We start from the raw sequence: 18,502 nt of genomic DNA, 5'->3' as shown, positions 1-18,502 counted from the left end.
CAACTGCTCAAGGGAGGGACGGAGAGGTGCTTGAGGCAAAGGATATAGAGGAAGGGCTTGGATCGGACAGCTCCTGGCGCATTCACGCTCATGAGATTGTGGCATCTACGATGACAGAGGCCCAGCGTTTGGCCGAGCGGGGCGAAGCCGAATTCACATTGGTAGTGGCCGATTGCCAGACAGCGGGGTCGGGCCGCTTCGACCGTCGGTGGTACTCGCCACCGGGGGAAGGCGTATGGATGACTGCGCTGCTTCGGCCTGACCTGTCGGCTGAGTGCGCTCCCCTCTTGACGCTGACCGCGGCGGTTTCCGTTGCGGAGGCGCTTGACGGCCTGGGATTTTCCGTGGGCATCAAGTGGCCCAACGACGTGCTTGCAGCAAGCGGACCGTATCGGTGGCGCAAGCTCTGCGGTATCCGAGCGGAGATGGCTGTCGAAGGCGATCGCGTGGCTTGGGTAAACGTAGGTATCGGGATCAACGTGGGCTCGGTATCGTTTCCCAAGGAGCTTTCCGACGTAGCGACCAGCTTGCAAGAGCTTGCCGGCGCGCCCGTGTCGCGGAAGGCGTGTGCGTGCGCGGTGCTTGAAAGGCTGGAGGCGAATTACCGCCGCCTTTTGAAGGATGGGTTCTTTCAGATCAGGCATTCGTGGATCGCTCACGCCATCGGCTTGGGCGAGCCGGTGCGCATAAGCGACGTCGACGGCGAGGTAAGCGGTGTTTCTTTGGGCATCGACGGGGAGGGTAGGCTTCTTGTCGAGGTTCCCGACGAGGGTGTTCGGACGATCCTCTCGGGCGATCTCGTGTTCGAGGTGCGAGCGAGCGGTTCGCAGTCTGGCGCTTCGAACGCTTGAACTTTCGGTACGGGTGTCGTGCAGCGTATCCGTCTTTTTTGCTGCGAGCGCGCTTTACTCGCAGCGAAAAAGACTTGCTATCGATGAGCTCTTTGAGGATGGCACTGTGGACGGTGGAGAAAATGTCGCATTTTGTGCTTGCTGACGTTGCGGGTGGTTTGCGCGGACGTTTTCTTTCCGATGGCCTTCGCGGATGTGCTGATGGTTTTCGGGCAGAGACGGTCTTCGATGCCGGACGGGGAGCTCCCGATATTTATGCTGAGCATCGCCGAGAGGTTGGCAGAGAGACAGAAGGCGTTTTTCATGTTCGGTCCTCGCTACCGAAGCGAAGTGACTATGGGTCGAGTTGCCGAAGACTTGTCCCTGAGCGTGTCGACGGTGAGCCGCGCGGTCAAAGGATCCTATGTGCAATGCCGATGGGGCGTGCTTCCCATGAGGTCGCTGTTCTCGCATTCGACTATCGCTCGACCTTCGGCAGACGGCGATCTGCGCATGGTGTTGCGCGATATCGTGGCAAACGAGCGGTCTTCCCATCCTTTGAGCGATCAGAAGATATCCGAAGAGTTTGCGCGTCGCGGCGTCAACCTCTCTCGAAGGACTGTTGCTCGGTTCCGTCAAGAGCTCGGCATTCCTTCGGCTTCCGAGCGGCGCTATCGTTAGGCTTTACGTTCGCTTCGGAGGAGGGGGCTGTTTGGCGCTCGCTTCGGACGCCGCCCGCGATCCTCGAGCGTTCGTAGAGCGTCCGTGCCTCGAAACGCTCTCCACCTGGCCAGGTGCCGGCATCTCTGCTGAGGGAGATGCGCGCTTGGGCAAGGTATGCCTGGTCGGAGAGCCTCTCGATGGACTCGCTGTCCGCATTTCCCCATACGCTGAACGCGCGCACGGTCCCATCGCTCCAGTGAAGGACGAGCGTGTCGTCGCAGACCGGTTCCAAGCGCAAGATGAACTTCCCGTTCTTCCAGGTCATCAGGTCGCTTCGGGGCGGGAGTTGCCCCGACTGCTCGATGATGTCCGAGCCTTCGTAGAGCCACTCCGGTGCGAAGTCCTGACCGTCGGGCCAGGCGATGGTACTGCCACGGTTCTGCAGATAGGCTTTTTCGAAGTAGGAGGGATCGCTCAAAGGGGCGAGGAAGCCGCGGGCGTACGGTCGGGTGTCGAACACGCGGCGGGTGTCGTCGCTCCAATCCATGACGAGCTTTCCGTTGTCGGTGGTGGAGAAATCGAGAATCCGTTTGTCGGTCGTCCATGTCATGAAGGTGAGGCTCCTAGCGTAACGGCGCTATCCGATAGCAGTCGCAATTTCTGATTGCAAGATACCGGTTGTCTTTAAGCTCTTCCTCGTGTAGGCACGTCCACGTCTGCACGAGCTTATCCTGCTTGGGTGGGAGTCTCCCGGCGAGGCACGTCCCATCGAGCGAGTATACCGCTTCACGGCCTCCATAGTAAAACGTGGAAATGTGGTTTGTGGTGCCTCGAGCCTTGCTCGAACCGCATGAAGATGCGGATGCCGTAGAAGGAGCTCAATTCCGGCATGGTCGTCCTCTCAAAAGAAGCTTTGGTTGTCGTTGCGCGGGCCCGCTGGATTCATTGTAGCGGGCGGATCTTGCGTGCCGATGGCGCGTCTCCAGCGGATGCTCGGCGAAAGCTTGTGTGGTTCCGATGCGGATCCGACGCGCTTCCCATGTGATTCGGGTGTGTGTTCGATGCGGTTCTGACGTTTAGCCAACATGATTTCGGTGCGCTGTCGGCGTTTCGGGCGAATGCTTCGCTCGTGCGGCATCATGCGGTGGCAGGGGAGCGCTCGTATTGACGGCTCCCCTCGCGATCGCGTAAGCGACTGCTGCGTGCGATGCTGTTTAGCGGGTGCGGGGAAGGGAGCGGCGATGCTTGGTCTGCCGCACCTCTTCACCTGTGCAAAATGCCCGTCGCGCGCGGATCCGCGGCGTGCTCGATGAAGGACACTTGTGGGAAAGGGCGATGCATGCCCATCGCTTGGGACGGGGCCCTCGACGGATGCTCGACGATCGTGCGCGACCGTCCGCGCCGCGAAACGCTGCCGCCCGTGCGGCGAGATCGTTCGATTTTGGCCACGAAACCGCGTTCTGGCACGTTCGGAGGCGGTTTCCGGCTGTCTTCGGGATGAGCGAGATCCGGCAGTTCGGAAAACCCCAGGTCGTTGGATTCATTCTGAAGGGTGTTTCGCCGGAGTTGTGCCAGAACGCGGTTTCGTGGCCAAAAAAACAGCCGTTTGTCTGCACGCGTTCGATGGCGTCGACCTCGCTTCCGCTGGGTTCCGCGCTGCTGCGAGGGCGTCGCCGTCCGCTCTGGCGTGCGGTCCTCGCTGGGCGCTGGTCGTCTACCGAAGGGGTGCAGCGGAAAAAAGCGAAAGGGCGGGGGCGGTCTGGTTGCGGAGGGGGCAGGGACGTGTGGCTGCGAACGGGACGGGTGCCGTTCGGCGGGCGGCAGACGGTTGCGCGGTGCTCGGTTCGTGAGGGAATCGAGGGGCACTTGTAGGTTTTTTTCGCACATCGGTTCGAGATCGGTGCACAAGGTCCGGCATCCTTATAATGGTGCCCGAAACACGCGCTCTCGCATTCGGAAGGATTCGAGTTCATGGATATTGTTCTCACGATCGTCTACGCCGTCCTCATCCTGGGGTTCCTCGTGTTCATCCACGAGGGCGGCCACTACCTGGCTGCGCGCGCGTTCGGCGTGCGGGTGACCGAGTTCATGCTGGGATTGCCAGGTCCAAGCATCGGCTTCACGAAAGGGGGCACGAAGTTCGGCGTGACGCCCATCCTCTTGGGCGGTTACGCCAAGGTGTGCGGCATGGAGCCGGGGGAGATGAGCCCTCATCTCGAGACTGCGCTCGCGTCCCTGCACCGTCGCGGCACCGCGAACATGGAAGACGTCGCGCGCGATTGCGGCATCACCGACGACGAGGCTTACGAGGCGCTCGAGGAGCTTGTCGAGTGGGGCAGCGCCAAAGGCCCCACGAAGAAAGACCGGTTCAACACGTATCGCGCTCCCGAAGTCAGACCGTCGAAGAAGGCGCTTGCCGCCGGAGCCGCCGCCTACGACTTGGGCGAGGCGCGTCCGGTGGAAGATGCGCACGCGCTGTTCGAGAGCGAGTACCGCCAGCAGTACCGCAGCCTTCCGTTCTGGAAGCGCTCGGTGATCCTCGTGGCCGGCGTGGCGGTGAACCTGCTGTTCGCCGTGGCGCTGTTCGTTGTGATCTACTCGGTTATCGGCGTGGACGTGCAGCTGTCCTCCGGCGAGATCCGCCATGTGACCGTGGGACCCCTGCAAGCCGTGCAGCTGGGCTTCATGTACATCGGCATGGTGGTGCAGCTCGTCGCGGGGCTGTTCAACCCGGCCACGGCGGGCGAGGTCGTGCAGAGCTCCTCGTCCATCATCGGCATCGCCGCCATGTCGAAGCAGGCGGTCGACATGGGCCTGATGAGCGCCATGATGTTCGTGGCCTCGATCTCGGTGTCGCTCGGCGTCATGAACCTGCTGCCCATCCCTCCGCTCGACGGCGGGCGCTTCGTGATCGAGGTGTTCCAGAAGGTGTCGCGGCGCGTGGTGTCCATGCGCGCGCTCAACTACCTGTCGCTTGCGGGCATGGCGCTGTTCGTGTGCTTCTTCCTGGTCATGGCGAACCAGGACATCCAGCGCTTCGTGTTCGGCAACTGGGGATAGGCGTTTTGTCGGTCGGCGCGAGCCGCTCTCTCGCCGCAACTTGCCTCCTGCCGCCCGCAGCCGCCCCGGCTTCTGCCGCCGCCCACCCGCTCACGCGCTTATCGCCGCGCGCTCGCGAAATCCCTGTGCAATTGGGCGCGTGCGGGTCAAGGAGGGGTAGAATGGCCAGAAGCGCTTGAACGCGCAGACGAAGCGCGAAAGAAGGCCGTCGTCGAAAGCCGCGCGAGCGGCCGCTTCGCCGAGGCGGGGCCGATGACGAAGGCAGACGCGAACGAGAGGAGCTCAGGGACGGATGCCCGGCGCAGTCAAACCGAACGAATCGACCCGGCGGGTCATGGTGGGCGACGTGCCCTTGGGCGGCGGCGCGCCCGTCGCAGTGCAGTCGATGCTCAACGCGCCGGCCGACGACGTGGCGGCCAACCTCGCGCAGATCGACGCGCTCGCCCAGGCGGGCTGCGAGATTGTGCGCATGGCCATCCCGCGCAAAGGCTGCCTCGATGCGTTCGCGGCCGTGTGCGAGCAGTCGCCCCTGCCCGTGGTGGCCGACGTCCACTTCTCCGCGGACATCGCCGTTGCGGCTGCCCGGCGCGGCGCGGCGAAGCTGCGCATCAATCCCGGCAACATCGGAGGCCTTGCCAAGACCGACGCCGTGCTCGACGCGGCGGGGGAGGCGGGCATCCCCATCCGCATCGGGGTGAACGCGGGCTCGCTCGACGCCGAGTTGGCGGCGCGCGACGACCTTGCGCTTCCGGAGAAGCTGGCCCGCTCGGCTGCCGACTACGTGCGCCACTGCGAGGCGCGCGGCTTCCACGACTTGGTGGTCAGCGCGAAGGCCCACGACGTGATGACCACGGTGCGTACGTACCGTCTGCTCAGCGAGGAGCTTCCGCACGTGCCTTTGCACATCGGCGTCACCGAGGCGGGCACGGCGTTTCAGGGCCTCGTCAAAAGCGCGTGCGGCTTGGGCATCCTTTTGGAAGAGGGCATCGGCGACACGCTGCGCATCTCGCTCACCGACGATCCCGCGACCGAGGTTCGCGCATGCTGGACGTTGCTCGCGGCGCTCGATCTGCGCCGTCGCGGCCCGGAGCTCATCAGCTGCCCTACGTGCGGGCGCTGCCAGGTGGACCTCATCGCGCTCGCGCGCGAGGTGGAGGAGCGCATCGCGGGCCTGGACAAGCCGCTCAAGGTGGCGGTGATGGGCTGCGTGGTGAACGGGCCGGGCGAGGCCGCCGACGCCGACATCGGCGTGGCGTGCGGCAAAGGCTCCGGCGCGGTGTTTTCCAAGGGAACCGTCGTCCGCAAGGTGGAGGAGAGCGCCATCGTGGACGCTTTGATGGAGGAGATAGGAAGGCTATGACGAACGTGAACATCATGCGCATGAGCGAGCTGTACGCGCCCACGCTCAAGGAGGATCCCGCCGACGCGGAGATCGCAAGCCATCGGCTGCTTCTGCGCGCGGGATTCATCCGCAAGACGGCCTCGGGCGTGTACACCTTCCTGCCGCTTGGCAAGAAGGTGCTCGCGAAGGTGGAGAACATCGTTCGCGAGGAGATGGACGGCATCGGCGCGCAGGAGATCATGATGCCGGCGCTGCAGCCTGGGGAGCTGTGGCACGAATCCGGTCGCTGGGACGATTACGGCCCCGAGCTCATGCGCCTCGTCGACCGCCACGACCACGAGTTCTGCCTCGGGCCCACCCACGAGGAGCTCATCACCTCCCTTGTCCGCAACGAGCTGCGCTCGTACAAGGAGCTGCCGCTTTCGCTCTACCAGATCCAGGTGAAGTTCCGCGACGAGATCCGTCCCCGCTTCGGGCTTCTGCGCAGCCGCGAGTTCATCATGAAGGACGCCTACAGCTTTCACGCCGACCAAGAGTCGCTGCAAAAGACCTACGACGACATGAGCGCGGCCTACGGGCGCATCTGCGAGCGCATGGATCTGGACTACCGTCCCGTCGAAGCTGATCCCGGTCAGATCGGCGGCAACGTGACCTGCGAGTTCATGGCGCTTGCCGAGACGGGCGAGGCCGAGCTCGTGCACTGCGCGTGCGGTTGGGCCGCCAACGCCGAAGCCGGCGACTGCCTGGCCCGTCCCACCGTGTACGATGTGCCGCAGATGGAGAAGATCGCCACGCCGAACGTGCACACCATCGCCGAGCTCGCGGAGTTCTTGGACATCCCCGAGTCCTCCACGGTGAAGGCGCTCTCGGGCAAGAACGACGAGGGACGCCTGGTCGTGCTGTTCATCCCCGGCGACCACGAGCTCAACGAGCTCAAGGCCGCGCGTGCGGCGGGCGGCTTCACGCTGCTTTCCGACGAGGAGATGGAGGGCTTCGGCCTGCACAAGGGCTCCATGGGTCCGGTGGGGCTGCCCAAGGAGGCGCACGTCATCGCGGCGCGCAGCTTGCAAGCGGTGCCGAAGTGGGTCGTGGGCGCCAACGAGGACGGCTACCACTACGTGGGAGCGCGCCTCGGCGAGGACTTCCAGGTGGACGAATGGGCCGATCTGTGCGTGGTGCGGCCCGGCGACAGCTGCCCTGCGTGCGGTCTGCCGCTTGAGGGCGCACGCGGCATCGAGGTGTCGCAGGTGTTCCAGCTCGGCGACAAGTACTCCCGCGCCATGGGCGCCTCGTTCATGGCCGAAGACGGCTCCGAGCAGCCGTTCCTCATGGGCTGCTACGGCGTGGGCATCTCGCGCACCGTGGCCGCCATCGTCGAGCAGCACAACGACGAGCACGGCATCGCCTGGCCGCTCTCCGTGGCTCCGGCGCATGTGTGCGTGATCCCGCTTACCGTGGGCGACGACGAGGTGCAGCCCGCCGCCGAGAAACTGGCGACCGACCTGGCGCGCCTCGGCTTCGAGGTGGCCATCGACGACCGCAAGGAGCGCGCGGGCGTGAAGTTCGCCGACGCCGACCTTATCGGTTGGCCGTTGCAGGTCATCGTGGGTAAGCGCGGCCTGGCCGAGCAGAAAGTGGAGATCAAGCGCCGCAGCACGGGCGCCCGTCGCGACATTCCGCTCGACGCGCTCACCGATGCGCTCGCGTTCTCGCAGCGCAACGCGAAGGTGTGGGGCTCCGAGGTGAGCCTGTTCGGGGCGCTCTTCGAGTAGCCTTCCGGCGGCTTGCCAGCCGCCGGAACAAGCCGATGCTGCGATGCGCCCTGGCGCCCAATCTCGTGGCGAGGTCGGATTGCCCCCGCCTTGCCTCGTCTCGGCTTCGCCGATCGGCGCGCGTCCGCTCGGGCGCGCGGTGCGGGGAAGGAAATTTGTGGGGCTGCTCGCTCCGCGTCGAAGCGCGCGGTGCCCCGCTGTCCTCGCGATTTCGGGCGTGGGGACGTTTCGCGCGGACGCATTGCACCGACCAGCGCGGTTGCTTACGCGCCGCATGAATCGATCGTTGAGGGAAGGATCTGTGAAGGACCTATGACTGCTCGCGCGATCCAGGCCGTCCTGTTCGACCTCGACGGGACGCTGCTCGACACGCACGATCTCATTTTGGAGACGTTTCGCTACACGGTGCGCGCCGTGCTGGGCCGCACCGTGCCCGACGAGCTGCTCATGGCGAAGGTGGGGCAGCCGCTTGCCGTCCAGATGTGGGACTTCGCAGACAGCGAGGAGGCTCACGAGGAGCTGTGCCGCGTGTACCGCGAGCGCAACGCCGTGGTGCACGACGACCTGATCCGGCTGTTTCCCGGTACGAAGCCCATGCTCGAGCGGCTTGGGCGGGCGGGCGTGCCGCTTGGCGTGGTCACGTCGAAGCGCCACGAGCCGGCCGTGAAGGGGCTGGCGACGTTCGGGCTGGAAGGCTGCTTCGACTTCGTCGTGGGGTCGGACGACTGGCCCGAGCACAAGCCCGCGCCCGGCCCCGTCGCGCACGGATGCGACCTCATGGGCCTTAACAGCGCCGCATGCCTCTATGTGGGCGACAGCCCCTTCGATATCCAAGCCGGCAACGCGGCTGGGTGCCCTACGGCGGCGGCGTTGTGGGGGATGTTCCCGCGCGAGGCGCTTGTGGCCGAGCGGCCGAGCTTCGTGTGCGCCGACGGCATCGAGGTTCCCGCCCTGCTCGGGCTTTGACGTCGCCTCCCGCCACCGCGCCCCTCGCGCCCCTCGCGCGGCGGCGGGGCTCACGCGCCGTACGTGGCGGCTATCCAGCGCTCGGCGTGCTCGGCGAAGGCGCGCGTCGCGGTGGACGCCGTTTTCCGAGAGCGGAGCGCAAGGGCTATCTCGCGGCTCGTCTCCACCTCCGGGGGCACGATGGCCAGCGGAAACGGCGCGTCGCGCAGGATGAGGCCCGAGAGCACGCTGAAGCCGAGCCCGGCGCTCACCATGCTCATCACCGCGTAGTCGCTGTCGATGGTGAAGCGCACGGAGGGTTCGACCCCGTTGTTGCGAAACAGCGATTCCATCTCCGACGACGTGCCGCTTTTGAGGCGGATGTAAGGCTCGGTGGCCAGCGCCTCGCGCGGCACGAACGGCGCGTCGGCCAAGGGGTGGTCGGGCGGCAGCACCACGAGGAGCGGGTCGTGGCGCAGGGGCACGGCATGCAGGTCGCGTTTGATGGGGAAGACGAAAAAGCCGCAGTCGGCGTCGCCGCGCCATACGGCCCCTTCGAGCTCGTCTTGGTCGTCGAGGCAGAGAAGCTGCAGGTCGATGCCGGGGTATTGCGCCAAAAACGACTTCGCCATGCCAGGGAACCACTGGATGGCCGTGCTGGTGAACGCCCCCACGCGCACGACGCCGCTCGCGAGGTGCTTGAGCTCGGCCACGCGCGTCTCAAGCCGACGCTCGTCGGCGCGCACGCTGCGCACCCAGGGAAGGAGCTCGGCGCCGTCGGCGGTCAGGCGCGCGCCGCCGTAGTCCCTCACGAACAGCGGTAGGTCGAGCTCGCGTTCAAGCGCGCTCACGAGGTAGCTCACGCCCGCTTGCGTGTAGCCCAGCTCGAGCGCCGCCTGCTTGAAGCTGCCCGTTTCGGCTACTTTGAGAAACGCCTCGTACTTCTGGTTGGCCATGGTCTGCCCTCTCTTATCGTGCCGGGGGCGCTCGGGGGGGGGGCGCTCGGTGAAGCGGGAGGCGTTCGCGCTCCCTCGCTGCGCGATGGGTGCGGCGGGGTTCGAGGTGCGCGCCTTTTGCCTGTGCGCATCTCGGTTCCTGAACCCTTGGCGACTTTGTCCATGATGGCTCAACCTGACTTGTTTTGCAATGATTGTGACCAGGTATAACAAGTATTTCTTTAATTTCTTTAAAGATATTCTCGTTTTACTTTGATGCGGGGAAGCACTACCATGACGGACGAATCCGATTTCAACGTGAACGCGGTCCCGCGCGGGGCATGGTCGTCTTGCGCCGTCCGCTCGAAAGGAGGCCCGTATGGCTCGCCGCTCGTCCGCTCGTTGGCCGTTCGTGGCCTGCGTGGTGCTGCAGACCGTCATCTTCGGCTCGGGAAGCGCCATCACGAAGCTCGCCTACGAGAGCATCACGCCGCTGTGGTGCCTCGTTGTCCGCTTCGGCCTTGCCGCGCTCGTGTTCGGCCTGTTCCTGGGCCCGCGCATCGTGCGTCAGCTGCGCTCGGTGTGCGTGCGCGATTGGCTGCCGGCCGCGCTGTGCATGGCGCTGTCGTTCATCACCTGCAACGTGGCGCTCGATCTGACCACCGCCACGAACGTGGGCTTCCTCGTGGCGCTGCCCGTGGTGTTCGCTCCGCTGCTGTCGTCGATCGTGAACCGCAGCCGCTACCCGTTCGCGTTCCTTCCGTTCCAAGGGGCGGTCGTGGCGGGGCTGTACCTGCTGTGCGCGAACGGCGGCGCGCCGTCGTTTGGCTGGGGGGAGGCGCTTGCGCTGCTGTCGTCGATGACGTTGGCGGGCGCGCTCGTGTTCGGCGAGCGCGGTCTTGAAAGGCTCGATGCCGCGACGATCGCCGGCACGCAGATAGGGGCCTCGTTCGTCATCGCGCTTATCTGCGCATTGGCTTTCGAGCCGCCGATGGACGTGGCGTCCGTGCAGCCCATGGCGTGGGGCGTTGTCGCGTTCCTCGCGCTTCTGAGCACCTGCCTCACGTTCTTCCTGCAAAACGTGGCGCTGTCCGCGCTCCCGTCCTCCACCGTGTCGTTGCTTCTGACGGGTGAGCCGGTGTTCACGGCGCTGTTCTCGTTCGTCATCTTGGGGGAGACGCTTTCGATGACGGGGCTTGCCGGCGCCGCCGTCATCGTGGCCGGTGTCGTCGCCGCCACGTGGCTGGAGGGGCGTCGGGCGGCTGACGCCGACGACTGCCTCGCGCATGCGCCCGCCTCCGGGGCGCATGCGGAGGCCGCCTCGAAAGCGGTCGAGCTGCCGCAGGTGGCGCTTCCGCTGCCCGAGCGCCGCTCTCTCGCCGCGGATCGGACCGCATAGCGCGCTTCAGTGGGACTGGGCGTCCGGTCGGCAGGTGGAGTGCCGAGTCTGCCGCATCGGGGAGGGGCTTCGTTTGAGTTCCGGGTTTGCAGGGCCGCCCCTTCGGAGGGCGGCCCCTTTCGCGCGTGCGGGCGGGGCCGAGTCGACGTCGACTTGGCGGCCCCTTTTCATTTCGGCGCTCTTCCGCATCGACGCGCACATGCGCATTGCCCTTTCGCCCGATTTGGTGCATCATGGTCACAAGCCGTCCGCATCCGGTGGATGGCCGCAGTCAAAGGAGGCTTTCATGGCTTACCTCAGCGACGGATTCAAAGACATCTTCTTGGCCGGCGTCGGCGCGATGGCCATCACGGGCGAGAAGACCAAGGAGCTGGTCGACCAGCTCATCTCCAAAGGCGAGCTCACGGTCGATCAGGGCAGGCAGATCAACACCGAGCTCAAGCACAAGGCCGAGCAGGCGGTCGCCACGGTGCGCTACGACGCGCTCGAGGCCCGCATGGCGGCCATGACGCCCGAGGAGCGCGCGGAGTTCGCCGCGAAGGCGGCCGAGATCGCCGCGCGCGTCGACGCGCAGGAGAAGGCGGGAGCCGAGGTGGGCGACGCGTCCGCGGTCGAGACGTCCGACGATCCCGCTGCGTCCGGGGCTGCGCAGACCCCGGTGGAACCGGTGCAGCCGTGCAGCTAGGAAGGGAGCTGCGCCTTCGGGCCGCGAAAGGGGCCGTGCGGTAGCCGATGGTGGAGAACACCCTGCTCAAATACTTCTTCAGCTCAGGTGCCGAGGTCGATCCCGAGGGTCGGTTCAACCTGAGCCGCAAGACGCGCATGCGCCGTCTGCGGGAGATCTACGCCATAGTGCAGAAGCACCATTTCCTCAAAGGCTTCTCTCCCGAGGAGTTTCGCGCGATGTTGGAGGATCTGGGCCCGAGCTTCGTGAAGATCGGCCAGACGCTGTCCACGCGCTCGGAGATATTGCCGAAAGCGTACTGCGACGAGTTGGCGAAGCTGCAAACCGAATGCGACCCGCTGCCGTTCGAGCAGATCCTGGCCGCGCTCGACGAGATATACGGCGACGCGCGCGGCGATGTGTTCGACGCCATCGACCCCACGCCTTTGGGCAGCGCGTCGTTGGCACAGGTGCACAAGGCGCGCCTCGCGACGGGCGAGACGGTGGCCGTGAAGATCCAGCGCCCCGGCGTGAAGGCCACGATGGCGCAGGACATCGACATCATGCGCATGGTGGCGCGCCAGGCGTCGCGCTTCATGAAAGACGAGCAAATGCTCGATTTGCGCGACGTGGTGGAGGAGCTGTGGGCCACGTTTCTGGAGGAGACGGACTTCGCGCGCGAGGCCGCCAACCTGGAGGAGTTCGCGCGGCTGAACGAAGACGTGGCGTTCATCGACTGTCCGAAGGTGTACCCGGAATTGTGCGGCGAGTACGTGCTGGTGATGGAGTACGTCGACGGCATCCCCATCATGGCCGTCGATCGGCTGCGCGAGGCGGGCTACGACCTTGAGGAGATCGGCCAGAAGATCCTCGACAACTACGCCACGCAAATCCTCGACCACGGGTTCTTCCACGCCGATCCTCACCCGGGCAACCTCCTCATCCGCAACGGGAAGATCGTCTACATCGACCTGGGCATCATGGGCCGTCTTTCGCCGCGCGACCGCGCCGGGTTCGGCGGCATCATCGAGGCCGTGGGCATGGAGAGTGCTGCCGAGCTCAAAGACGCGCTGTTGTCCTTCGCCATCGCGAAGGACAACAGCGTCATCGACCACACGCGCTTCTTGGCCGACCTCGATCTGCTGCTTTCGGATTACGGCTCCTGCGACGTGGCCGACATCGACATCGGCATGTTCCTCAACGACATCCTTTTGCTCACGCGCTCGTGCAAGGTGACGTTGCCCGCGTCCATCACAAGCGTCTCGCGCGGCATCGTGACGCTCGAGGGCACCATCGCCCCGTTCATCCCCAACGACAACGTCGTGTCCATCATCAACGCGCACATCCAGCGCTCGAAGAGCGTGCGCGGCGAGCTGGCGCAGGCAATGGAGGACCTCGCCCTTTCACTGCGCTCGTCATCGAAGGGCATGCTCGACGCGGCGCGGTTCTCGGGCGAGGCGCTCAAGATGCTCACGCGCGGGCAGCTCAAGATGAACATGGAGGTTCTGGGCAGCGAGGCGCCGCTTTCGAAGCTCGCGAAGATCATCAACCGGCTGACCATCGGCATCATCATCGCCGGGCTGTTCATCGGCTCGAGCATGCTGTCGCTGTCGTCCATGGAGCCGCGGCTGCTCGGCGTGCCCGTACTCGCGTTTTTCGGCTACCTGGGCGCTGCCATCCTCAGCGTGTGGGTGATCCTCGACATCAGCCGCCGGAAGCTGTGACGCCGACGGCTTTGGCTTTTGCGCGGCGGTTGCGCGCGGGAATCGGTCGTTCGTGGCAGGTTTTGACGGAAATCCGCTATCGCGAAAGGGCAAAAGGGGGACGCGTTTGAAGCGCCTCCTTTTCAGTGTCGTGCGACTTGGGGAAACGAAAGCAATGTACCGCGCAGGGGAAAACGCGCTGCGGATGCTATGGCGGTTTTCCGTCAAAACCCGCCACGAAACCCGGTGCGCCGTGCCTCGCTGCGGACTTTCGTCCGCTTCCTGCTGCCGTTTTGCTTCGGCGAAGTTCGGGGCTCCGGGGCGAAAGGGCTCTCGCATCGTTGCGGCTTTCGTTGTGCGGGCTTGCATCGTTCCAGTTCTCAGATGCCGCAACCGCAGGTTGCGGGAAATTCCAACGAGAAGCGGCTGTGCTTCGTTTTCTGCAACCGAGCAAAAAAGAGGGGGTGAAGCGAAACGGCAGACCGTCGTGCCGGTCTGCCTTGCGGGCGCACAGAGAGGTTCGCCGGTCCATCTTCTGCAGGCCAAAGGCGTTCTGACAGCCGATCGGCGCCGATGCGGATCCGCAGGGCTGACGGCGTGTTGGGTGGGGAGGATGGTGCGGCGCGGGCCGCACGGTGCGGAGTGGGTTGGGTCGTGCGGGCGGCATGGATCGGACGACGCAATGCGGGCCGCGTGCTTCCTCCGGGTTTGTCGCAAGAGCCGTTTCGTGCGGGGAAAGAAAAGGTGTCGGCGGGCACCGTGGCTCTATAGGCGCACCCCACCCTCTATTCGCTTCCCCGAAGCCCTCCTTTATCTACAAAATAGGATAATCTTTCCTCTTGATTAAAATAAAACACTATGACACTATGACAATAGTTCAATTAGACAACTGAAGGGCCGGGGGAGGCTCGGGGGAGTTGGTTCTATGAGAGTGGGATTCTGATTCGCATCGGTCGCATCTGACGTTTCAATCATTGTCCATATTCGCATTGCAGGGCCTCTGGCTGCGAGGAAGGGCGAAGCCATGTCTTTTGCGGCGGGGAAACCGCAAGAGTCGAGAATGCAAGGTGCGCGGAGCGATGCTGGGCGATCGGGCTCGCGCGAAAGAGGTTGCGGGCTTTCGGGTAAGACGAGGATAGGAGGAGAAGGCATGGCGAAAGAAGGAAAGCTGACAAGGCGCGCGTTTCTGCAAGGGACGGCGGCTCTTGGCGCGACGGCCGCGCTTTCAGGCTGTGCGGGCCAGGAAACGCTCGAACCGAGTTCTGCCGGGGCGCCCGCCGTTGAAGCGGGGGAAGCCGAGGTGCGTCACGCATGGTGCCAGATGTGCGGTCCGGCCCGCACGCACTGCTCGACGCTGTGCTACATAAAGGACGGTCGCTGGACGAACGTCGAGGGCAACCCCGAGGCCGGCAACAACTGGGGTCGCGGCAGCCGCAGCCTTTGCGCCAAGGGCAACGCCGCCATGGCCGTGCTGTACGCGCCGGGGCGTCTGCTGTACCCGATGAAGCGCGTGGGTGAGAAGGGCGAGGGGAAGTTCGAGCGCTGCACGTGGGACGAGGCCATGGACGCCATCGCCGCCAAGCTGCTCGAGCAGAAGGAGCAGTACGGCGCCAAGTCCTACGGCGTGCTGTCCCCGCAGTTCTACGCGGTGCTCGGCACGATGGGCCGCCGTTTCCTGAACGTGCATGGCAGCCCGAACTATATGCACAGCGCCATCTGCAACTCGCAGCGCATGTTCAGCCGTCTCGTCACCATCGGCGGTCCGGCCCATGCCCAGGCCACCGACACGGCTCCGGGACAGCTCGACAAGACGAAGCTTTTGGTGGTGTGGGGCTACAACAGCGAGAACTCGGCCATCAACCAAGGCAATCCGTATGCGCGGCTCAACGCCATCGAGAAGGGCCTCAAGGTCATCGACATCCGTCCCATGCAGGACGGGTTGGCGGCGAAGGCCGACATCTGGGTGCCGGTGCGTCCCGGCACGGACGGCGCGCTGGCCATGGCCATCCTGAACGTCATCATCGAAGAGGACCTGTACGACCACGACTTCGTTGAGAATTGGTGCAACGGCTTCGACCAGCTGGCCGAGCATATGAAGCAGTACACGCCCGAATGGGCCTCGCCCATCACGGGCATTCCCGTCGAGCAGATCTACGAGGTGGCGCGTCTTATGGGCACCGTCAAGCCCATGGGCATCAACATTGGCAACGGCATCGGCGACCAGCAAAACGACGGCCATTGGACCGTGGCGTGCGCGTGCCTGATCGAGGCCATCACCGGCAACCTCGGCATCGCGGGCGGCGGTGGAGCCGGCATGGTGGCGCCTCCATCGCTTATCAAGACGAAGAGTATCGATGTACTGACCGACAAGCTTCCGAAAACGGAGGAGGACGAGAAGAACGGCTTCATGGCCGGCGTGTCCGACCTCGTGGGTCCCGAGACCCCGCGCTGGTTCCAGACGATGGAGACGCAGGAGTCCGGCCCCACGACGGCTTACTTCAAAGGCATCATGAGCATTCTCACGGAGGACCCCTATCCGCTGCGCTGCATCTTCGGGCAGTCGTCGAACCCGCTTTCGGCCACGCGCCAGCCCAAGAAGGTTGAGGAGGCTTTGAAGAAGCTCGACTTCTACGTGGTGATGGACACGCAGTGGAACTCGTCGTGCGATTTCGCCGACTACGTGCTGCCGGCGTGCACGAACTACGAGAGCAGCTACCAGTTCGGCACGAAGAACAGCGCCGACGGCACGTTCATCGCCATCAACCAGAAGATCGCCGAGCCGATGGGCGAATCGCGTTCCGATTGGGAGTACTACCTCGATCTGGCCGTGCGCATGGGTTACGGCGAGGATTTCTGGAACGGCGACATGGACGCCTGCCTGCGCGAGCAGTTGGACGGCTCGGGCATCGATCTGGAGGAGCTGCGCGCCGCGAACAAGGGCATCTTCGTGGAGCGCACCGACGGCGCGAAGCCGACGGAGCCGAAGTACCAGGACTACGAGAAGATGTTCGCCAGTTTGCCGGGCGGCAAGGTGCAGTGCTACAACGAGTGGATCGGCAACAAGCCGAACTGCGACGACACCGGAACGATCTCGCCGCTTCCCGTGTACAACGGGCCGGCAGAGAGCATCGCGGGCACGCCCGACATCGCCGAGGAGTACCCGCTCGTCATTTCCGACGTGCATGCGTACCGCCTGTGCAACCACAGCTATTACGTTGATGTGCCCTACCTGCGCGAGCTGCAGCCGTATCCCTGGGTGAAGATCAACCCGGCCACGGCCAAGCAATACGGCATCGCCGACGGCGACTGGGTGAAGATCGAGTCGCCCCACGGCTGGGTGAAGATGGTCGCGCGTTACCTTGAGAGCATCGCCCCCGACGTGCTCATGTCGCGTCGCGGATGGTGGCAGCCGTGCGAGGAGCTTGACCTGCCCGGCTACGATCACCTGGATGGCGGCAGCGAGATCAACGTGCTCTACGATGCCGAGCTGGCCAATTTCGACCCGTTCAACTCGGCCATGTCGAAGCAGACGCTCGTGAAGATCAGCAAGCTGGAGGAGGGTAACTAGCCATGGCGAAGCAATACGGCTTTTATATGGACACCGAGCGCTGTATCAAATGCTGGGCGTGCGAGGTGGCGTGCAAGCAATGGAACGGCATCAAGGCGGGCACCATCGCGCGCCGCAAGGTGCACGAGGTGGAAAGCGGCACGTTCCCGAACGTCACGCGCACGTTCGTGTCGATGTCGTGCATGCACTGCGCCGAGCCCGCGTGCGCCGCGGTATGTCCTGCGGGCGCCATCTCGAAGCGTGGCGAGGACGGCATCGTGGTGGTGGACAAGGAGAAGTGCATCGGGTGCCACTACTGCTTCTTCGCCTGTCCGTTCGGCGTGCCCCAGTACACCGACGAGGGCATGGACAAATGCGATTGCTGCATCGGCAACGGCGTGACGCCGGGCGATACGCCCCACTGCGTGGCGACGTGTCCCACCAAGGCGCTGCAATTCGGGACGATGGAAGAGCTGGCTGAGAAGGTGTCCGGCAAGACAGCGAAGCAGATGGGCGCGGCTGCGGCGAACCCCTCGGTCTTCGTGTCGTGACAACTCGGCGCTGGGACGTGCCGCCGTGGGCGGCGCGTCCCCGGTGAGAAAGACGGAAAGGAGGTTCATCCATGGTTGAGTTGCAGACGACCTGGAGCTGGCTGCCGGCGATCTACCTGTTCCTTGGCGGTCTGAGCGCCGGAGCGTTTCTGACAGTGTCCATCCTGCACCTGGTGAAGCCCGACCGGTTCAAGAAAACCGTGACGGGCGGCGTGTGGACGGCTGTGGCCGCTTTGGCCATAGGCCTGTTGGCGCTGGTGTCCGAAGTGGAGAAGCCCTTCCAGGCCATGATCCTGTTCAAGAGCTTCGTCAACGGGTCGTCTTGGATGACCATAGGCGCCTGGCTTCTGCTGGTGACGTTCGTCGTGTTCGTGCTGAGCGCGCTGTTCACCACGGACAAGCTGGCCGACTGGCTGGGCAAGGTGTGCAAGCCGCTCGGACGCGCGCGGGCGGGCATCAACAAGGTGCTGGCCATCGTGGGCATCCCGTGCTCGCTTGCGGTTGCGGCGTACACGGGCGTGCTGCTGAGTGCGGCTCCGGCCATCCCTTTGTGGGGAACCTGGCTTCTGCCGGCGCTGTTCACGGTTTCGGCGCTGGATACGGGCGTGGCGGCGGTGTCGGTGTTCGCTGCGGTGCTGGAGAAGGATGAAGGCGCGCACGGCCTACGCACGGCCCTCGAATGGACGGTGCTGTGCTTGGTGGCTATCGAGGCCGTCGTGCTTGCGGCGTTTTTGACGACCATGCAGGGCTCGGGCGCCGACGAGGCTTTGGCGTCCGGGCTGCTTGTGAGTGGCCCGTTGAGCATGCAGTTCTGGGCGCTCGTGGTGGCTGTAGGGTTGGTCGGCCCGTTTTTGGCGGCTCTTGTTCAGGTGGCGACGGCGAAGCGAAAGAAAGATGCGGCGTTGGTGCCCGCCGTGCCGGTGGGCGGTGCGGCGTGCGCGCTTGTGGGCGGGTTCACGCTGCGGTTTCTTGTGCTGGCGGCGGGTTTGCATGCCGCGCTCGTCAGTCCGGCGGCGCTGCAGGCGGTTCAGGGCGTGCTGCTGTTCGTTTCGTGACGATCGAGATGAGGCGTGCATGCGCGTTCGTCGCGC

At 64.8% G+C, this 18,502-nt stretch carries 15 protein-coding genes; 12 read left to right on the top strand and 3 right to left on the bottom strand.

The features are described 5' to 3' along the window. The first annotated feature begins 26 nt into the window (after nt 1-26). Together C2L80_RS03250 and C2L80_RS14635 are read left to right on the top strand one after the other, a co-directional pair. The gene (locus C2L80_RS03250) at nt 27-851 is read left to right on the top strand and encodes a biotin--[acetyl-CoA-carboxylase] ligase (protein ID WP_087195744.1); all 825 of its coding nucleotides are present in this window, start codon (nt 27-29) and stop codon (nt 849-851) included. 180 nt (nt 852-1,031) lie between these two features. Next, nucleotides 1,032-1,511 carry an RNA polymerase factor sigma-54 gene (locus C2L80_RS14635; protein WP_420820254.1) on the top strand — a complete coding sequence of 160 codons (480 nt, stop codon included), beginning with the start codon at nt 1,032-1,034 and terminating at the stop codon, nt 1,509-1,511. On the opposite strand, the gene C2L80_RS03240 is transcribed toward C2L80_RS14635, so the two are convergent. Both C2L80_RS03240 and C2L80_RS03235 read right to left on the bottom strand, forming a co-directional pair. Continuing rightward, on the bottom strand, nt 1,432-2,103 hold the full coding sequence (locus tag C2L80_RS03240) for a DUF2442 domain-containing protein (RefSeq protein ID WP_087195742.1): 672 nt from the start codon (nt 2,101-2,103) through the stop codon (nt 1,432-1,434). The genes C2L80_RS14635 and C2L80_RS03240 overlap by 80 nt on opposite strands. 13 nt (nt 2,104-2,116) lie before the next feature. Further along, nucleotides 2,117-2,308, bottom strand: a complete 192-nt coding sequence (locus C2L80_RS03235) for a DUF4160 domain-containing protein (protein ID WP_224759267.1) — start codon at nt 2,306-2,308, stop codon at nt 2,117-2,119. 1,156 nt (nt 2,309-3,464) lie between these two features. Here C2L80_RS03235 and C2L80_RS03230 point away from each other — a divergent pair. The 4 genes from C2L80_RS03230 (at nt 3,465) to C2L80_RS03215 (ending at nt 8,633) form a co-directional block, all read left to right on the top strand. Further along, nucleotides 3,465-4,553, top strand: coding sequence for a site-2 protease family protein (locus tag C2L80_RS03230; protein ID WP_103262640.1), 1,089 nt, complete (start codon nt 3,465-3,467; stop codon nt 4,551-4,553). 292 nt (nt 4,554-4,845) lie between these two features. Continuing rightward, complete coding sequence (gene ispG / locus C2L80_RS03225) at nt 4,846-5,913, top strand: flavodoxin-dependent (E)-4-hydroxy-3-methylbut-2-enyl-diphosphate synthase (RefSeq protein ID WP_103262639.1); 1,068 nt, start codon at nt 4,846-4,848, stop codon at nt 5,911-5,913. After that, the gene (locus C2L80_RS03220) at nt 5,910-7,667 is read left to right on the top strand and encodes a proline--tRNA ligase (protein WP_103262638.1); all 1,758 of its coding nucleotides are present in this window, start codon (nt 5,910-5,912) and stop codon (nt 7,665-7,667) included. The genes ispG and C2L80_RS03220 overlap by 4 nt, the downstream gene beginning before the upstream one ends. Nucleotides 7,668-7,979: 312 nt before the next feature. Next, nucleotides 7,980-8,633: an HAD family hydrolase gene (locus C2L80_RS03215; protein ID WP_103262637.1), complete on the top strand. Its 654-nt coding sequence runs from the start codon at nt 7,980-7,982 to the stop codon at nt 8,631-8,633. Between the two features lie 50 nt (nt 8,634-8,683). On the opposite strand, the gene C2L80_RS03210 is transcribed toward C2L80_RS03215, so the two are convergent. Next, nucleotides 8,684-9,568 (bottom strand): LysR family transcriptional regulator, encoded by an 885-nt coding sequence (locus C2L80_RS03210; RefSeq protein WP_103262636.1) that lies wholly within the window; start codon nt 9,566-9,568, stop codon nt 8,684-8,686. 358 nt (nt 9,569-9,926) lie between these two features. Between C2L80_RS03210 and C2L80_RS03205 the strand changes: the two genes are divergently transcribed. From C2L80_RS03205 to nrfD, 6 genes are all read left to right on the top strand, one after another. Continuing rightward, nucleotides 9,927-10,946 carry a DMT family transporter gene (locus C2L80_RS03205; RefSeq protein WP_103262635.1) on the top strand — a complete coding sequence of 340 codons (1,020 nt, stop codon included), beginning with the start codon at nt 9,927-9,929 and terminating at the stop codon, nt 10,944-10,946. A 286-nt stretch (nt 10,947-11,232) separates the two neighbouring features. Continuing rightward, nucleotides 11,233-11,631: a phasin family protein gene (locus tag C2L80_RS03200; protein WP_087195735.1), complete on the top strand. Its 399-nt coding sequence runs from the start codon at nt 11,233-11,235 to the stop codon at nt 11,629-11,631. 47 nt (nt 11,632-11,678) lie between these two features. Then, nucleotides 11,679-13,334 (top strand): ABC1 kinase family protein, encoded by a 1,656-nt coding sequence (locus tag C2L80_RS03195; RefSeq protein WP_103262634.1) that lies wholly within the window; start codon nt 11,679-11,681, stop codon nt 13,332-13,334. 1,129 nt (nt 13,335-14,463) lie between these two features. Beyond that, nucleotides 14,464-16,881: a molybdopterin-containing oxidoreductase family protein gene (locus tag C2L80_RS03190; protein WP_169998973.1), complete on the top strand. Its 2,418-nt coding sequence runs from the start codon at nt 14,464-14,466 to the stop codon at nt 16,879-16,881. Nucleotides 16,882-16,883: 2 nt separating this feature from the next. Next, on the top strand, nt 16,884-17,411 hold the full coding sequence (locus C2L80_RS03185; protein WP_103262632.1) for a 4Fe-4S dicluster domain-containing protein: 528 nt from the start codon (nt 16,884-16,886) through the stop codon (nt 17,409-17,411). A gap of 71 nt (nt 17,412-17,482) precedes the next feature. Continuing rightward, the gene (gene nrfD / locus C2L80_RS03180; protein ID WP_103262631.1) at nt 17,483-18,466 is read left to right on the top strand and encodes an NrfD/PsrC family molybdoenzyme membrane anchor subunit; all 984 of its coding nucleotides are present in this window, start codon (nt 17,483-17,485) and stop codon (nt 18,464-18,466) included. The last annotated feature ends 36 nt before the right edge of the window (nt 18,467-18,502 follow it).

This window comes from Rubneribacter badeniensis (assembly GCF_002899695.1).
GTDB lineage: Bacteria > Actinomycetota > Coriobacteriia > Coriobacteriales > Eggerthellaceae > Rubneribacter > Rubneribacter badeniensis.
The sequence above is the reverse complement of the archived record's forward strand: the minus strand, read 5'-3'. Positions and strand labels throughout refer to the sequence as shown.